Origin of the sequence: Nocardia sp. NPDC052316 (genome assembly GCF_044547795.1) — a bacterium.
In the GTDB taxonomy this organism is placed as follows: Bacteria; Actinomycetota; Actinomycetes; order Mycobacteriales; family Mycobacteriaceae; genus Nocardia.
Genome location: NZ_JBIUBB010000007.1, coordinates 455,775 through 472,373 on the forward strand (window position 1 = coordinate 455,775; position 16,599 = coordinate 472,373).

Here is a 16,599-nt window from a genome sequence, read left to right on the forward strand (position 1 = left end):
ACCATCTTCGAAAGGAAAACGATGACGATCACCGACCACCGTCCGGAGATCATCGAACTCACCGACGAGCAACAGCGCCGAGAGTGGCAGGCCTTCACCCTGTCCGACCTGCCCGAGATGATCAGCGCGATGCACGTCTGTCACGCGGTACGGGCGATTGCCGACACCCCGCTGCTGGAACGGCTCCGCAGCGGCCCACGCAACCCCGCCGACGGCCTGCTCGCCGGGATCGACCCCGATATGGGGCCCGGTTTCCTGCACTATCTGGTCCTTCGCGGCATTCTCGAGACCCGGGGCGAGGAGTACTTTCTGACCCGCCTCGGCGAGTTCCTCACCACCGATGTCTCCCTGGCCCGCCTCGGGGTCTACGTCGACGCGTACGGCATGGTGACCAGCCGGACCGGTGACCTGCTCACCGGTGAAGCGGTCTACGGCAAGGACGTGGTCCGCGACGGCGGAAAGCTCGGCGCGCACTGCGACACGCTGTTCTCCGCCTTCCACACACCGACCCTGCTCACCGCCATGCGCGGCCGCAATGTCCAGCGGATTCTCGACATCGGTTGCGGCGGCGGCCAGTTGGTGGTGGACGCCTGCCTGCGTGACCCCTCGCTCACGGGTATCGGCCTGGACATCGACGCCGACGCCGTGGCGGTGGCCAACGAGCACGCCCGCACCAGCGGCGTCGCGGACCGGGTCCAGTTCGTCGTCGGCGACGCCTTCGCCCCCAAGACCTGGCCGAAGGAGTGCTTCGAGGCCGACGGGCTGTGCATGATGAGCGCGCTGCACGAGCACTTCCGGCACGGCGAGCAGGCCGTCATCGACCTGTTGAACGAGATCGGGGCCACGTTCCCCGACCTGAAGATCCTGCTGATCGGCGAGCCCGAAATCCGCTACGACAGTAGGGAAAACGACGACGACTTCTTCCTCATCCATGTGTTGACCGGGCAGGGTCTCCCTCGCGATCGGGCCGCCTGGTTCGACGTGTTCGCCAAGTCCGAGCTGACCTGTCGCCGGATGTACACGCGCCCGGAAGCCGGTCCCCGGCTGTGCTTCTACGATCTGGCCGGAAAGGACCAGCCGTGACCACGACCGAAACCGCCGCGGCCGAGACCGATCTGGATCTCTTCTCGACCGAAGCACTGCTCGATCCGGCCCCCTACTACCGGACATTGCGAGACCTCGGCCCCGTTGTCCGGATGACCGAACACGATCTGTACGGCCTGTTCCGCTACGACCAGGTGCGCGCGGCGCTCGTCGACTGGGAGGGCTTCAGCTCCGCCCAGGGCATCGCGATGAACCCCACCGCCAACGAACTCTCCGACGGCTCACTGCTTTCCATGGACCCACCGCGGCACCGTGCGGTGCGCAAGGTCCTCGACGACGCCCTGCGCCCCAAGTACGTGCGCAAGGTCGCGGGCAATATCGAGCACCTGGCCGACCAGCTGGTCGACGACCTGATGCAGCGCGAAACCTTCGACGGTGTCACCGACTTCGCGGCCAAGTTACCGGTGGACATCGTGATGGACCTGATCGGCTTCCCCCGCGACGAGAACCGGGACAAGATTCTGGTCTGGGCGCTCGGCGCCTTCAACTACTTCGGGCCGCCCGGTGAGCGTCAGCTGTCGACCTTCCCCGATGTGCAGGCGCTGATGCAGTACCTCGTCACCGACGCGACGCCGGACAAGTTGCTGCCCGACAGCTTCGGCCAGATCGTCTGGGAGGCAGCCAATCGCGGAGAGATCAGCGAGAACGAAGCCCTGATGACCATGAGCGCGTATGCCTGCGCCGGGTTGGACACCACCATCGCCGGGGTGGCCAGCACCCTCTGGCTGTTGGCTCAGCACCCGGACCAGTGGGCTGCCGTTCGTCAGGACCCGAAACTCGTGCCCGGCGCGTTCCTGGAGGGCGTCCGGCTCGAGACACCGATCCAGCACTTTTCCCGGGTCACCACCGCGGACCGGGAGGTCGAGGGCGTGACGATACCCGAAGGTGCCCGAGTCCTGGTCTCTTACGCCGCCGCGAATCGGGACGAACGCCACTACCCCGACCCGGACCGCTTCCAGGCGGACCGCAATCCGGCCGACACCGTCGGGTTCGGCTTCGGCGTGCACAACTGCCCAGGACGCACTCTCGCCTCGATGGAGGCGCATGCGCTGTTCGTCGCGCTCGCCAAACGCGCGACCACGGTCGAGCTCGCCGGCGAGCCAATCCGGACGCCGAACAACATCACCCGGGGGCTGGACACGCTCCCCGTCCGCATCTCCTGAAAGGAGGGCGACCATGAAAGCGGCACAGATCGTCGAGTACGGTGCCCCACTCGAACTACGCGAAATCCCCGACCCCGCACCGGAACCGGATGGCGTGGTGCTCGAAGTCCTGGCCACCGGCGTCTGTCGCAGCGACTGGCACGCCTGGATGGGTGACTGGGGCTGGATGGGCGGACAGGTCGCGTTGCCGCGCACGCTGGGTCACGAGATCGTCGGCACGGTGCGTGCCGTCGGCGCCGAGGTGCGCGGAGTGCGCGTCGGCGATCGGGTGACCACGCCGTTCCACTTGGCCTGCGGCACTTGCGCGTACTGCCGTTCGGGGCATGCCAATGTGTGCGACAACATGCAGGTGCTCGGCTTCTGGTGCGACGGCGGTTACGCGGAGTACGTGCGAATCCCCAACGCCGACTTCAACTGTGTGCATATTCCGGACGAGCTCCCGTCCGTCGCGGCCAGCGCCATCGGCTGCCGCTTCATGACGGCTTTCCACGCGGTCACCGAGCAGGGGCGCGTCCGCCCCGGCGAATGGGTCGCGGTGCACGGCGTCGGCGGTGTCGGCTTGGCGGCCGTGCAGATCGCCGGTGCCGCAGGAGCTTCCGTGGTCGCGGTGGACATCGACGCGGGCAAGCTGGCACTCGCCAAGGAGCAAGGCGCGGTACACACCATCGATGCGAGCGTCGAGCAGGACGTGCCCGCCGCGGTACAGGAACGCACCGGTGGCGGTGCACACGTCTCGATCGACGCACTCGGCACCCGGGCCACGGTGCTGAATTCCGTACGCTCGCTGCGCAAACGCGGCCGGCACGTCCAGGTCGGGCTGACCAGCGCTGCGGATGCCGGTGAGATCGCGCTGCCGGTGGACGTGATCACCATCGGTGAGCTGACCATCGCTGGCTCGCACGGCAATCCGCACTCCAGTTACCCGCAGCTGCTCTCGCTCGTCGCGTCCGGCAAGCTCGCGCCGCAGACCCTGGTGCAGCGCACCGTTTCACTGGGCCAGGCCGGGGAAGTCCTCTCCGCAATGAGCGATTTCACCACCAACGGCATCACCGTCATCGACCGCTTCTGACGCGGACCGGGAGGACTCGTGAATACCTCAGGTAACACCGTGGGCGACGCCGCTCGCGACTTCCTGTCCCGGGCACAGCTGCTGTACATCGACGGCGCCCTCGTCGCCGCGGCGACCGGGCGGACGTTCAGCACGATCGACCCGTCCACCGGCGAACACATCACCGAGGTCGCCCATGCGGGAGCCGCCGATGTCACGGCCGCCGTGGCTGCGGCGCGGGCCGCACTCGACGGACCGTGGCGTGGGCTGTCGGCGGCCGAGCGTGGCCTGCTGCTCTCTCGTCTCGCCGACCTCATCGACAGCAACGGCGACGAGCTCGCCGAGCTCGAATCTCTCGACGCGGGCAAGCCGATCACGATGACCCGTGCGCTGGACGTGCCTGCGGCGGCAGCCCAGTTTCGCTACTTCAGCGGCTGGCCCGCGCGCATCGAGGGCGAGACAATCCCGGTCGCGGTCCCGAATACGTTGTGCTACACCAGGAAAGAGCCGGTCGGGGTGTGCGCCCAGATCATTCCCTGGAACTTCTCGCTGTTGATGACCGCCTGGAAGCTCGGCGCGGCGCTGGCCGCGGGCTGCACGGTGGTGCTCAAGCCCGCGGAGCAGACGCCGTTGACCGCGCTGCGTCTCGCCGAGCTGATCGAGGCCGCCGGCTTCCCGGCGGGCACGGTCAATGTGCTGACCGGTGACGGCGAAACCGGCGCGGCACTGGTCGATCACCCGGACGTCGACAAGGTCGTGTTCACCGGGTCTACCGCGGTGGGGCGCGAAATCGGCGCGAAGGCCGGGGCGCAACTGAAGCGGGTGACGCTGGAGCTCGGCGGAAAGAGCCCGAACATCATCCTGCCCGATGCTGATCTCGACGCCGCTATTGCGGGGAGCTACAACGGGATCTACTTCAATACCGGCCAGGCTTGCAACGCCGCGTCGAGGCTGTACGTGCACCGGAGTGTGTTCGACGAGGTGATCGAGGGACTGTCGGCACGGGCGAAGACCGCTCAGGTCGGCCCGGCGCTGGATCCGGCCACCGAGTGCGGGCCCGTGGTGTCGGCCGAGCAGTACCATCGGGTGCGCGGCTACATCCGCGACGGGGTCGCTGAGGGCGCGACCTTGACGATCGGCGAGGTTCCCGCGTCCGTGCCGGACGGCGGATACTTCATTCGCCCAACGCTTTTCACCGACACGACACCAGACATGCGGATCTGCCGCGAGGAGATCTTCGGGCCGGTGCTGGTGGCGGCCCCCTTCGACAGCATCGACGAAGCCGTGCACTCGGCCAATGCCACCGACTACGGTCTCGCGGCCGGCGTCTGGACCCGAAACCTGAGCGACGCACACACTCTCGCCGCACGCCTGCACGCGGGCTCGGTCTATCTCAACACGTGGGCGCCGGGTGATCCCGCCGCGCCCTTCGGCGGTGTCAAAGCGTCCGGTGTCGGCCGGGAAATGGGCCGGGCCGGGCTCGACGCGTATCTCGAACCGAAGACCGTGTGGGCGACCCTCGCGTGACGACAGCGAAAGGACAAGACGATGTGTGGAATCGCCGGTTGGGCGGATTTCGCCCGTGATCTCACGACCGAGCGCCCGGTTCTCCAGAAGATGGTGGACACCATGGCTTTCCGTGGTCCCGATGACGAGGGACTGTGGCTACAGCCGCACTGCGCCCTGGGGCATCGGCGACTCTCGGTGATCGACCTCGCGGGTGGCAGCCAGCCGATGCTTACGCCGGAGACGCTGCCCGACGGCACACCGCTGGCCGCGATCAGCTACAGCGGCGAGGTCTACAACTTCGCCGAACTCCGCGAAGAGCTCATGGCGCACGGTCACCGCTTCCGGACACGAAGCGACACCGAAGTCGTCCTACGCGCCTATCTGGAGTGGGGCGCGGATTTCGTGCGGCGACTGAACGGCATGTTCGCCTTCGCGATCTGGGATAGCCGCGTCGAGGAATTGCTGCTGTATCGGGACCGGTTGGGCGTCAAGCCGCTGTTCTACTATCCGACCCCAGGTGGGGTGCTCTTCGGCTCCGAGCCGAAAGCGATTCTGGCCCATCCGGAAAGCCGGGCGGTGCTCACCCTCGACGGTCTGCGCGATGTGCTGTCCTTTGTCCGGGTTCCCGGACAGACACCGCTCGACGGCATGTACGAGGTGCGTCCCGGGCATGTTCTTCGGGTTCGCCATGGCCGGCGGACCGAGGAGAAGTATTGGGAACTGGCATCCCGGCCGCACACCGACGACATCCCCGCGACCGTAGGCGCGGTCCGCGGTTTGTTGGAGGACATCGTTTCTCGTCAACTGGTCGCCGATGTCCCGTTGTGCACCCTGCTGTCCGGCGGTTTGGATTCCAGCGCGTTGACGGCCCTGGCGCAGCGCAGGCTCGACGCCGACGGCGGCGGGCGAATCCGCAGCTTCTCGGTGGATTTCGAAGGGCAGGTGGAGAATTTCGCGCCGGAGCCGCTGCGTGAAGCGCCCGATCAGCCGTTCGCGACGGAGTTGGTGCGGCATGTCGGCACCGACCATCAGACGATCCTGCTGAACAACGCGGATCTGGTGGCCCCGCACATCCGGTCGGCGGTCTCGCGCGCCTGGGATCTGCCCTTCGGTGACGGCGACCTCGGCCCGTCGCTCTACCTGCTGTTCCGTGCGGTGCGCGAGCAGTCGACCGTTGCCCTCTCCGGCGAATCCGCGGACGAGGTCTTCGGCGGCTACCTGTGGTTCCACGACGAGAAGGCCGTGCGGGCCGATACTTTCCCGTGGCACGCGCTGGGCGAGCGGTCGATCACCGAGCAATCCACGGCGTTCCTGAATCCGGATCTGACGGCGCGGCTGAATCTTCCGGAATACATTGCCGACCAGTACCACACGGCCCTTCGAGAAGCGCCGCACCTGACCGGGGAAACCGGGCACGACCGGCGCATGCGCACCGCGAGCTATCTGAATCTGACGAGGTGGCTGCCGGTCATGCTGGATCGCAAGGACCGACTGAGTATGGCCAGCGGCATCGAGGTGCGTGTTCCGTTCTGCGACCATCGCCTGGTCGAGTATGTGTTCAATGTGCCGTGGTCGATGAAGACCTTCGACGGCAGGGAGAAGAGCCTGCTGCGCGCCGCCACCGCGGATCTGCTGCCGGAGTCCATTGTGCAGCGGCGCAAAGCTCCCTATCCCTCCACCCAGGATCCCGGCTACGACCGGGCGATCAAGCAGATACTCGGAAAGATCGTCGCGGAGCCGAGTTCACCGGCCTTGCCGTTGTTCGATCTCGATGCGCTCGACCGGCATCTCGACGCGCCGGTCGGGGCCGCCTCCTCCATGCAGGAAAGGGGGCTATACAACGAGACGCCGATTCGTCTCGCCGAATGGGTAGCCGACTATGAGGTCGACGTCCTGGTATAGTTTCCATACGGAAACTACTTGCGCACGCTGAGGGGAGTAGAGATGTCGGATCGACCCGGACGGCAAGCGAACGACAGCATTACGCTGCACGGCGTCCGAGAGAACAACCTGAAGAACGTGTCACTGGAGATCCCGAAGGGGCAGTTGAGCGTCTTCACGGGCGTGTCGGGTTCCGGAAAGTCGTCGCTGGTGTTCGGCACGATCGCGGTCGAATCACAGCGCCAGCTCAACGAGACATTCCCCTGGTTCATCCGCAACCGGCTGCCGAAGTACGAGCGGCCGCACGCCGAAGCCATGTCGCACCTGTCCACCGCGATCGTGGTCGACCAGCGCCGGATCGGCGGCAGTTCCCGCTCGACCGTCGGGACCATGACGGAGATCAATCCCATTCTGCGCGTGCTGTTCTCGCGGCACGGCAAGCCGAGCGCGGGCGAGTCGACCATGTACTCGTTCAATGTCCCGCAGGGCATGTGTCCCGAATGCGAAGGACTCGGCCGCACCGCACGACTCGACCTAGATCTGCTCCTCGACAAGTCGAAGTCGTTGAACGAGGGCGCCATCCAGTCACCGCTGTTCGCGGTCGGCGGCTACCCGTGGATCACCTACGCCGAATCCGGGCTGTTCGATCCCGACAAGCCGCTGCGGAAGTTCACCGCGGCGGAATGGGACAAGCTGCTGCACGGCGGGGGTTTCAAGGTCCGGCGCCCCGGCAAGGACGTGACGCACTCCAACGAATACGAGGGCATCGTCGTCCGGTTCAATCGTCGCTATCTCAAGAACGGCCTGGATGCGCTGAAAGACAAGGAGCGCAAGGACGTCGAGCAGGTGGTGCGGACCAGCACCTGCGATGTCTGCGGCGGCGGCAGGCTCAACAAGGCCGCGCTCGCCTCCAAGATCAACGGCAAGAACATCGCCGACTACGCGGACATGGAGGTGAGCGAACTGATCGTCGAGCTGGGGAAGATCGATGATCGGGTCGCCGAACCCGTTGTGCAGGCGGCTATTACCGCGCTGTCTCGGCTGGAATCGATCGGACTCGGCTACCTCAGCCTCGGCCGCGAGACCTCCACCCTGTCCGGCGGCGAGGGCCAGCGACTGAAGACGGTGCGCCACCTCGGCAGCAGCCTCAGCGATCTGACCTTCATCTTCGACGAACCGAGCGTCGGCCTGCATCCACGAGATGTGCACCGCCTCAACGAACTTCTCGCGCAGTTACGCGACAACGGCAATACCGTGCTGGTGGTGGAGCACAATCCGGACGTCATGGCGGTCGCCGACCGCATCGTCGACATGGGGCCGGGAGCCGGGTCGCACGGCGGTGAGATCGTGTTCGAGGGGACCTACCGGCAACTCCTGAAAGCCAAGACGCTCACCGGCCGACGGCTGCGTGCGCACACCGGCTTGAAGGAGCAAGTCCGGGAGCCGACCGGCGCGCTGGAGATCAGCAAGGCCTCGCTGAACAACTTGCAGAACGTCTCCGTGCGCATCCCCACCGGGGTGCTCACCGCGGTGACCGGCGTGGCGGGTTCCGGCAAGAGTTCGCTCATCTCAGGAGCTTTCGCCGCGCAGCACCCGGACGCTGTCATGGTGGACCAGTCGGGCATCGGCATCTCCGCGCGGTCGACGCCGGCCACCTATGTCGACATCATGGATACCGTTCGAAACCTGTTCGCCAAAGCCAACGATGCCGACCCCGGACTGTTCAGCTTCAACTCGACCGGTGCCTGCCCGGCATGCAAGGGACGCGGCGTGATCGAGACGGACCTCGCCTACATGGACCCGGTCACGGTCACCTGCGAAGTATGTGAGGGCAGCCGGTATCGAGACGAGGCACTCGAAAAGACGCTGCGCGGCAAGAACATCGCCGAGGTACTCGGACTCACCGTCGAGGAGAGCCTGTCCTACTTCACCGAGGACAAGGTGACCGCCAAGCTCGCCATGCTCCAGGAAGTCGGGCTGGCGTATCTGACACTGGGACAACCGCTCTCGACTCTGTCGGGCGGCGAGCGTCAACGGCTCAAGCTAGCGCACCGGCTCCAGGACACGGGCACCGTGTTCGTCTTCGACGAGCCGACCACCGGCCTGCACATGGCCGACGTAGACCGGCTGCTCACCCTCTTCGATCGCCTGGTCGACGAAGGAAACACGGTCATCGTGGTGGAACACGACCTCGAGGTCGTCAAATACGCCGACTGGGTCATCGATCTCGGGCCGGGCGCGGGCCGCCACGGCGGCAAGGTGCTCTTCGAAGGCACCCCGGAGCAGCTGACCGCGGACAAGAAGTCCGTCACCGCCGAGTATCTGCGCAAGGACCTCGAGCGCGCGGACCGCTGACCGTCAGAGCTCTGTGCCGACCCTTGCCTGCCGCTTCGTGTCCAGGGCGCCTACCAATACGCGATTGCGCAGCTCGTCGCACGAGGGTTCAGTTTGAGCACGGCGGGCAACTCCGACCAGCCGGCCGGCCAAGGCTGCCGACGGTCCCACAGCTGTGGTTCGATCACCGGCCTGCCGTGGAAGCGCAGCAGACCCAGCCGTAACAGCTGCCAGATCGACGTGAGAAACGGCAACGACCAAGTGATCGGCGACTCGTTGCTGCCGTGCTGTTTTCGCGGCTCCGCGCGCCACAGCTCGACATCGAGGAAGATCGAGTGCGCGGGACTGCCGAACTCTTCGGGCGGCCGATACGGGTCGTTGTGCATCGCCTGCACGGGTTCGTCGGAGGCGCGGGTGCCGTTGCACAACCAGCCGGATTGGTCGGTCGGCGGCCTGCGGCCCGTCGCGCCCCGGGCCGGTGCGGCCACAATCCGGGCCCGAACCGCCTGCGCCAGTTCGATTCCGGGCGCTTGCCCGGTGCCGGGGACGACCGCGCAGCCTGCCTCTCGACCCAGATAATCGATGGTGAGCCCCTTGTCCTCGGCGCACCCGAGCAGTCGGCCGAGCACCTCGCCGGGGTCGGTGTCGGCGCGGAAGTAGTCATCGACCAGCAGGCAGGTGCTCACGCGGGCCTGCGGGCCGAATTCGGCCTTCGCCGCGTCCGTGAACCACGTGACCAGCGGGACTACCTTGCGGAATTGCTCGCGGATCCAGTCGTCCCCGTTGTCGAGGTCTGCCATCCGCAGATGCCCCACCTCGATGGAGACGTGGGACAGCGGCACCCCGATGACCCGCGGCTGCTCGCTGCCCTCGCTGTATCCGGCGGCGTACTCCACTGTGCTCGACACCTTTCGCGATGATCTCGGCGCGCCCGCGCTACTGCAGCGGCTGCCAAATCGATTCGGAGAGTATGCGGTTCGCCAGGCTGCCGAACGCCTCGACGGTGTCTTCCTTGGCGATGCCCTGCATCACGTCGATATCCAGGATCAGTTGCTCACGCCACTGCAAGACCGGATCGATCGGTGTCTCGCCGAGCAGAACGCCGGCGCCGATCCGGTATTCGGTCGCCAGACGCTTCAGCCGCGCGTGCTGTTCGTGCAGCCACGCGGCCTGCAAGCCGGTGACCTCGGTCGCCTCGGTCAATCGTGGCACCGCCGTGCGCACGAATCGAATGTTCTCCAGCAACATCCGGGGATCGTGCCCGGCAACCGCACCGGACTCCAGCACGCCGTGCGGGCCATGGACCAAGCCGGCCGCCGCGACGATGTGTTGGCGGGTCCAGCGGTGAAAGACCAACCAGCGCACCGTCTTCGCGGCGAACTGCCGCAAGCCCGTCGCCTGCACCGCGATCTCCAACGCCACTGACCGGCCCGCGCTGACGTCGACGAGGCAGACATCGAAGTCCCGCTCGATCGCGAGCAGCAGCTCCGCACAGCGGTGGACCACCTCGTGGTCCACCTTCGCGAACTCCGCGCCACCCATGTCACCCGGCAACAAGGCGAGCTTGCCCGTACGCGTTCGCATCCGCTGCAACTCGCGGCGATCGGTCTTGTGCCGCACGTCGATTCGGGTGGGCACACCGACGCCGCCGGTCAGATAGGAATGCAACCCCGTACCCCCGGCAACACCCTGCTCGACACTGTCGATCTCGAACAGTGCGCCCGCCGTCGGCGACCCGAAATCGAAATCGAGATACGCGACGCTCTTCCCCATCACACACATCCGATACCCGATATTGGCGCTGGTCACCGAACGCCCGGTACCACCCTTGTCGGAAATCGCGAACACGATCACGGGTTCAGGTGCTCCTGCTCGCGTCGCGGCGGGCGATCGACAGCTGCTCGAGGTCGCGCAACGCCTCGATCGCGTGCACCAATGTGGTTGCGGGGTTGTGCTGCGCCTCTTGCCTTGCCGCGTCGATGCGCGCTTCCACACGGTCGAGCATGAGTCGTTTGGCCGATCGGTCGTCCAGAGCGACCCCCAGCTTGGTCTGATCGTATCGATGGTCGGCGATGGCCAGCAGGTTTCGTGCCATCCGCTGCAACTCCGGCCATTGCGGTGGCCGTTGCCGGTAGCTGCGCTCCGCGGTGATCAGGCACTCGACCAGTCGCTCGGTGATCGACCAGGAAGGCTCGGTCGCGACGGGCGCGCCATTGTCACCGAAGACGCCCGCCGGGTCGTCCCAGAGTCCGGTGGCGCCCGACCGGAGTATCCGCCGATCCAGATGGTCCATTACCGATTTGGCCAGTTCCATCAGGGTGTCTCTGGTCTCGACATTGCTGGACAATCCGACCGCTCGCAGCACCTGCCGCAACAGCATCGGGGCGAAGTCGGACACCGCCCACTGCAACACCGGACCGTCATCGGTCGGCTCGCTGCCGCGAAGGGGCAGCCGTAGGCCTGGTGTGTGCAGTCCAACGGCCGGATCACCGAGCAGTGCCCTGCGGGTGATTCGCCCACGAGCGGCCAATTCCTCGAAAATCGCTGCGACCCTTGTCAGGTCGTCGTCGGCGGCCGTGCGCGCGGTCAGATCCTGGATCAGTACCGCCGACACCAGGAGACTGAAGTAGTCCGACGCCGAGCCGTCCGAGGTGCGCCACGGGATGTCCTCCAGCGGCCAGCTGCCGACACCGAATCGGGCGAGCGTCGACCAATACCGCTGGGCCAGCTCCCATCTGAGCCGCAAGGCTTGGGCAAGCCGGATCTGGCGTTCGTCGAACCCGCCGAGCTCACCGGTCCGCGGGGCGACGAGGTCGTTGATGGCGTCCAGCGCGATGACGGTGAAGTACAGGTGGGGGCGAGGATCCGCGATACCGCCGCGGTGCGCGATCCGCGCGTCGACGCCATCGATCTCACCGGCGGTGTGCGCGATTCCCCAGCTCCATCCGCATTCGAAGAGCATGCTGTCGTCATCGAGCTCTACGGACAAGGCTGCTCGGCCGAGGATGACATCGTTGAGCAGCAGCGTCCGTACCCGTTCGAGGCTGCGCCGCAGATCGTCGTGTATCACCCGATCGGGCTGCCCCGACTGGTTCAACATGCCGAGTATCGCGTGTCCCGCAGGCGAATCGGGTGGCGCAGTAGTGACTACGAAGCTTCGGATCAATCCGGTCATCGCCGCGGTCAGCCGCGCGCTCAGCCGGGCGGACAGTGCGTCGATCCGGTCGGTCAGCTCGCCGTGCCGCGTCCTGACGCGGCAGGCCTGCAGGAAACGCAGACCGGTCAGGCAGACGGTCAGTGACACCGCATACGAGCTGACGACCTCGATGCGCCGTTGTGCGTCGGTCGGTTCACCGCGCAGGTAGTCGCCCGCGGCGAACATCGGTTCGCCGTGCTCGTCGGTGTTGCGGTCGAGGTACTGGGCCAGTAATGAGACGACGAAGCCGGCTAGCTGGTTCCTTCGACCGATCGGCGCCAGCACCTCGGCGACGTCGTCTTGGATGCGGTCCGGGTCGTCCAGCGCGAACACGTCGATCTCGGTGGCGGGGTAGAGCAGGCACAGCAGCTGTTCGGAGTCGCTGAGGGAGTTGGGGGCCGTCTGCTCGTTCCAGCACCAGCGCCGACCATCCCAGCATGCGGCGAGCAGGGCGCGCCACAGGTCCAGAAGCTGTTCTCTCGGTTGAATTCGCACCCGCCGTCCTCCTCCCCCACGCCGCAGGCTTGCCCGCGTGCGCACGGCGGGCTGGAAGGTACTCCGCGGATGGAGAATATCGCTCCGTCGAGTGCGGCGTCCCGGGAATGCCGGTCTCGTGGGCGGCCGCATCGTCGGCGCTGCGGTTCTGGTCGGGTCGAGTCCTGGTGCTTGGTTTCGTTCGTGCCCAGCGGGTTCAGGCGTGGGCCAGCGCGCGGTCGGCCAGTGCGGCGATGACCGGTGCGAGCGCTTTGGCGTAAGCGACCGTCAAGTGGTTGTCGTCGCGGTAGATCAGGGTGTTGCCGGTGATGGGCGGGCAGCGGTGGGCGGTGCAGAACAGGGCGGTGAGGTCGGCGTACTGGGCGTCGCCCGCCGTTGTCGCGGCCCGTTCGGCGGCGATGCCCGCGTCGTCGACGGCGACCGGACGGGTCGGTGCGCAGGCCAGCGCGTCGTCCAGATGGCCGGACAGGCAGGTGGGCACGGTGCTGTGCGGGTCCGGAATCGGCCCGAGGACAAGGACACTCGCTCCGGTCGCGCGCAACTGCGAGGTCAGCCGGGACAGGCTATCGATCCAGGCTTGGTCGTAGGTGGTGAATCCGAAGTCGCCGCCGTAGCGCCGGGACATGCTCAGCACGATCAGCCGCGGATGTTCGGCCTGCAGCCTGGCCAGGACCTGGTGCCGCCATTGCACGCATTCGGTGTAGTCCCGGCCGAGGTAGGGGCTGGTGATGGGCAGTTCCATCAGCGGGCAGGTGACCTTGCTCATCGTCTCCAAGCGCCAATGCCGTTGCTCGGCAATCTGTTCGAACGCCGGGCTCCACATCGCGGCGTGCGAGTCACCGACAAGTGCCATCGTGTTCGCCGAGCCGAGGTCGCCCGCGGCACACTCCGGCTGCCCGATATCGAGCCACGAACGCACGCAACCGTTGTTGAATACGGTGGCCTTGTCGGCGGGCGCGGCGGCGAGCGAGGGGGACAGATTCGACGGCACCGACGGCGATTCGGCCGAGGCCGCGACGGCGGTCTGCACCTGTGCGGTCAGCTGTCGCACCGCCGCATCGTGCGGATCGATGGATTCGGACGGGGGCGCCTGCGGTGCCGCGACGACAGTCAACGCCTCGGCCGCCGCGCCACGCCCGACCGGTACCGGCACGAGCACGAGCAGCGCGACTCCGACGCCGACGGCGACCGCCGTGACGACACCACCGCCGGCCAAACTCAGTGCGGCCGAACGCCGTAGCGGTGCCGCGAAGCGGGCGGGATCCTCGACGAACCACAGCGTCAGCATGGCCAGGCCCGCCGCCGTGGCGACCGCCCCCACCGAACCGACCAGATCGAGCGGGTGACCGCTGAGCTTCGGTGCGAGCAACAGCACCGGCCAGTGCCAGAGATACCAGGAGTACGACAGCCGCCCGAGCGACCGCAACGGTGCCGTCGACAACACTCGACCGACACCCAGGCGAGGCGCGGCACAGCCCGCGGCCACGATCACCGCCGCACCGAGCACGGGCAGCAGCGCAGCGGTCCCGGGGTACGGCGTCCGCCCGTCCAAGTAGGTACAACTCACGACGATCGCCGCCAGCCCCAGCCACCCGGCGACAGCGGCAACCGACGCCGGCATTCGACGCCAGACCGGAACCGAGAGCGCCACCATCCCACCGACCGCCAACTCCCACGCCCGCGCCGGTAGCGCGAAGAACGCCCACGACGGCAACGTGCTGGTCCATTCCAACGACACCGCGAACGACAGCGCGGCGACCACCCCGAGGACAGCCAGATACGGAGTCGGCGAAGCACTCTCGGTCCTACGCCGATGCACGAACCAGGCAACCCCGATAATCAGCGCAGGCCACAACACATAGAACTGCTCCTCCACCCCCAGCGACCAGTAGTGCTGAAACGGCGAAGGCGGCGCATCCGCAGCGAGATAGTCCGTGCCGTGCAACGCAAGCCGATAATTCCCCACATACAACGCACTGGCAATCCCGTCCCCCAGCACCTCCCGCGCCTGCAACGGCGGCAACAACGCCGCCGCACCCCCCGCCGTCGCAACCAGCACAATCCCCGCCGCAGGCAGCAACCGACGCGCCCGCGCCCCATAGAACCGCGCCAACCGAATCGTCCCGCTACCCGCCACCTCCCGCCACAACATCCCCGTAATCAAAAACCCGGAAATCACAAAGAAAACATCCACCCCCACAAACCCACCCCCCACCCCGGGCACCCCCGCATGAAAAACCACCACGGCCAGCACCGCAACCGCCCGCAACCCGCCCACATCCCCCCGAAACCCCACCCGCGCAGCCCCCACCCCACCATGGCGCACCAACAATTCCCGCGAGGCCGTCCCTATCATGGAACGCATTCTTACCAACGATCCCCAGCAATGTCGCAGCGACATTTACTTTTTAAGTTGTCCTGAATAATTCGATAAGTCTGGCTATACCAACCGCGACGCGCCCATATCAATGTGCGACCAAACGCGCGAAGGCCATCTACCGCAGATCATGAATCTCTACGCATCTGTGCCGGAGAAAGCTCGGCGATGCCGCACCGGCAGTCCCCTCCCCGGCGCGGCACACCCCGAATGTATTTGACGCAATGATTACGTCACTATATTGTTGACGTGTGCTGTTCCCTACACCGCCATTGAGCGACGCCGACGAACGCGTGCTGTCCGAGGTAGACCGCATGCGTGAAGCGCTGCGTCACCAGCTACAGAACGCGCCGGCGGCGTGGACAGGAGGACTGCGGAAGTTCCTCACCGCCGACGCGGTCGCCGCATCCAACTCCATCGAAGGATTCAAGGTCGCCACGGTCGACGTAGAAGATCTGATGGCCGGTGAGCGTGACGTCGATATCTCGGAGGAGAACCGGGCAGAGACACTGGCTTACGAGCGAATGATGACCTACCTCCAGACGCTGCACGATGCCCAGGACTTCTCGTACAGCAAGGGACTTCTCAACGCATTGCACTGGATGCTGCAGGGACACCGGCATACGGCGCGCCGACCGGCCGGGCAGTGGCGGCGCGGCCCGGTCTACGTGACCGATGTGCGCGACCCGAGCATCGCCGCCTATACCGCACCCGAGGCCGCGGCGGTGCCGACGTTGATGGCGGAGCTGGTGGATTGGCTTGCCGACACCGATGAATTCCATCCCCTGGTTCGCGCCGCGATGGCGCACCTGCATCTGGTATCGATTCATCCGTGGGCCGACGGCAACGGCCGGATGTCACGGTCGCTGCAAACGTTGATGATCGCGCGCGAAGGCGTGCTGGCGCCGGAGTTCTCCTCGATCGAGGCGTGGTTGGGGCGCCCGGGTAATACCTGGGAGTACTACCAGGTATTGGGGCGTCGCGGCAGCGAGTACCACCCGGATCAGGATGTCTCGGAATGGATCCGGTTCAACCTGATCGCCTATCACCAGCAGGCGCAGACCGTCCACGCGAGATTCGTGCGCTCCGGCCGAGTATGGGAGGCACTCACCGATTTCGCGACCTCCACCGGTTTGGACGAGCGGCTCATCACCGCGCTGCACGACGTCGCGATGTCCGGCCGGGTACGCCGCACCCGCTACGAGCAGAACGAAGGGCTGAATCTGCAACAGGCGCAACGCGATCTACGCGAACTCGTACGCAGGCAAGTGCTCGAACCAGTGGGACGCACCCGCGCGAGATTTTACGTCGCTGGTCCCGATTTTTCCGAGACCGCCCTGGAAATCGCGCGCACACCGACGACACTGGTGGATCCATACGCCGCGTCTACGTAGAGAACCGCCCGTTCCGCGACACCCGTTGCCGGACAAACGATCATGGGAAATTGTTGGGGTAGCTCTCTCGGGCGATGCCTACCTCAGCTCCTCGTGAT

Annotated in this window: 11 protein-coding genes; 7 read left to right on the forward strand and 4 right to left on the reverse strand. The window is 66.3% G+C overall.

Going from position 1 to position 16,599, the window contains the following annotated elements; all coding sequences use genetic code 11:
* Positions 1 to 21 precede the first annotated feature (21 nt).
* Genes ACIHA7_RS33610 through ACIHA7_RS33635 form a run of 6 tightly spaced genes read left to right on the forward strand, consistent with a single transcriptional unit; the run spans position 22 to position 9,060 of the window.
* Positions 22 to 1,083, forward strand: a complete 1,062-nt coding sequence (locus ACIHA7_RS33610) for a methyltransferase domain-containing protein (protein WP_397295213.1) — start codon at positions 22 to 24, stop codon at positions 1,081 to 1,083.
* Entirely contained in the window at positions 1,080 to 2,267 is a 1,188-nt protein-coding gene (locus ACIHA7_RS33615; protein WP_397295215.1) for a cytochrome P450, read from the forward strand. Before ACIHA7_RS33610 ends, ACIHA7_RS33615 begins: the two co-directional genes overlap by 4 nt.
* A 13-nt stretch (positions 2,268 to 2,280) precedes the next feature.
* Complete coding sequence (locus tag ACIHA7_RS33620; protein WP_397295217.1) at positions 2,281 to 3,336, forward strand: zinc-dependent alcohol dehydrogenase family protein; 1,056 nt, start codon at positions 2,281 to 2,283, stop codon at positions 3,334 to 3,336.
* Positions 3,337 to 3,354: 18 nt separating this feature from the next.
* Positions 3,355 to 4,842, forward strand: a complete 1,488-nt coding sequence (locus ACIHA7_RS33625) for an aldehyde dehydrogenase family protein (protein WP_397295218.1) — start codon at positions 3,355 to 3,357, stop codon at positions 4,840 to 4,842.
* Positions 4,843 to 4,863: 21 nt separating this feature from the next.
* Complete coding sequence (gene asnB, locus ACIHA7_RS33630; RefSeq protein ID WP_397295220.1) at positions 4,864 to 6,726, forward strand: asparagine synthase (glutamine-hydrolyzing); 1,863 nt, start codon at positions 4,864 to 4,866, stop codon at positions 6,724 to 6,726.
* A gap of 42 nt (positions 6,727 to 6,768) precedes the next feature.
* Positions 6,769 to 9,060: an ATP-binding cassette domain-containing protein gene (locus ACIHA7_RS33635; RefSeq protein WP_397295221.1), complete on the forward strand. Its 2,292-nt coding sequence runs from the start codon at positions 6,769 to 6,771 to the stop codon at positions 9,058 to 9,060.
* Between the two features lie 50 nt (positions 9,061 to 9,110).
* Here ACIHA7_RS33635 and ACIHA7_RS33640 read toward each other — a convergent pair whose 3' ends face one another.
* From ACIHA7_RS33640 to ACIHA7_RS33655, 4 genes are all read right to left on the reverse strand, one after another.
* The gene (locus ACIHA7_RS33640; protein WP_397295223.1) at positions 9,111 to 9,947 is read right to left on the reverse strand and encodes an SCO2522 family protein; all 837 of its coding nucleotides are present in this window, start codon (positions 9,945 to 9,947) and stop codon (positions 9,111 to 9,113) included.
* A 28-nt stretch (positions 9,948 to 9,975) separates the two neighbouring features.
* Positions 9,976 to 10,893, reverse strand: coding sequence for an SCO2523 family variant P-loop protein (locus ACIHA7_RS33645; protein ID WP_397295225.1), 918 nt, complete (start codon positions 10,891 to 10,893; stop codon positions 9,976 to 9,978).
* A 4-nt stretch (positions 10,894 to 10,897) separates the two neighbouring features.
* On the reverse strand, positions 10,898 to 12,730 hold the full coding sequence (locus tag ACIHA7_RS33650) for an SCO2524 family protein (RefSeq protein WP_397295227.1): 1,833 nt from the start codon (positions 12,728 to 12,730) through the stop codon (positions 10,898 to 10,900).
* Between the two features lie 196 nt (positions 12,731 to 12,926).
* Positions 12,927 to 15,086 (reverse strand): acyltransferase family protein, encoded by a 2,160-nt coding sequence (locus ACIHA7_RS33655; RefSeq protein ID WP_397295228.1) that lies wholly within the window; start codon positions 15,084 to 15,086, stop codon positions 12,927 to 12,929.
* Between the two features lie 272 nt (positions 15,087 to 15,358).
* Here ACIHA7_RS33655 and ACIHA7_RS33660 point away from each other — a divergent pair, with 272 nt between their 5' ends.
* Positions 15,359 to 16,501, forward strand: coding sequence for a Fic family protein (locus ACIHA7_RS33660; protein ID WP_397295229.1), 1,143 nt, complete (start codon positions 15,359 to 15,361; stop codon positions 16,499 to 16,501).
* Positions 16,502 to 16,599: the final 98 nt, after the last annotated feature.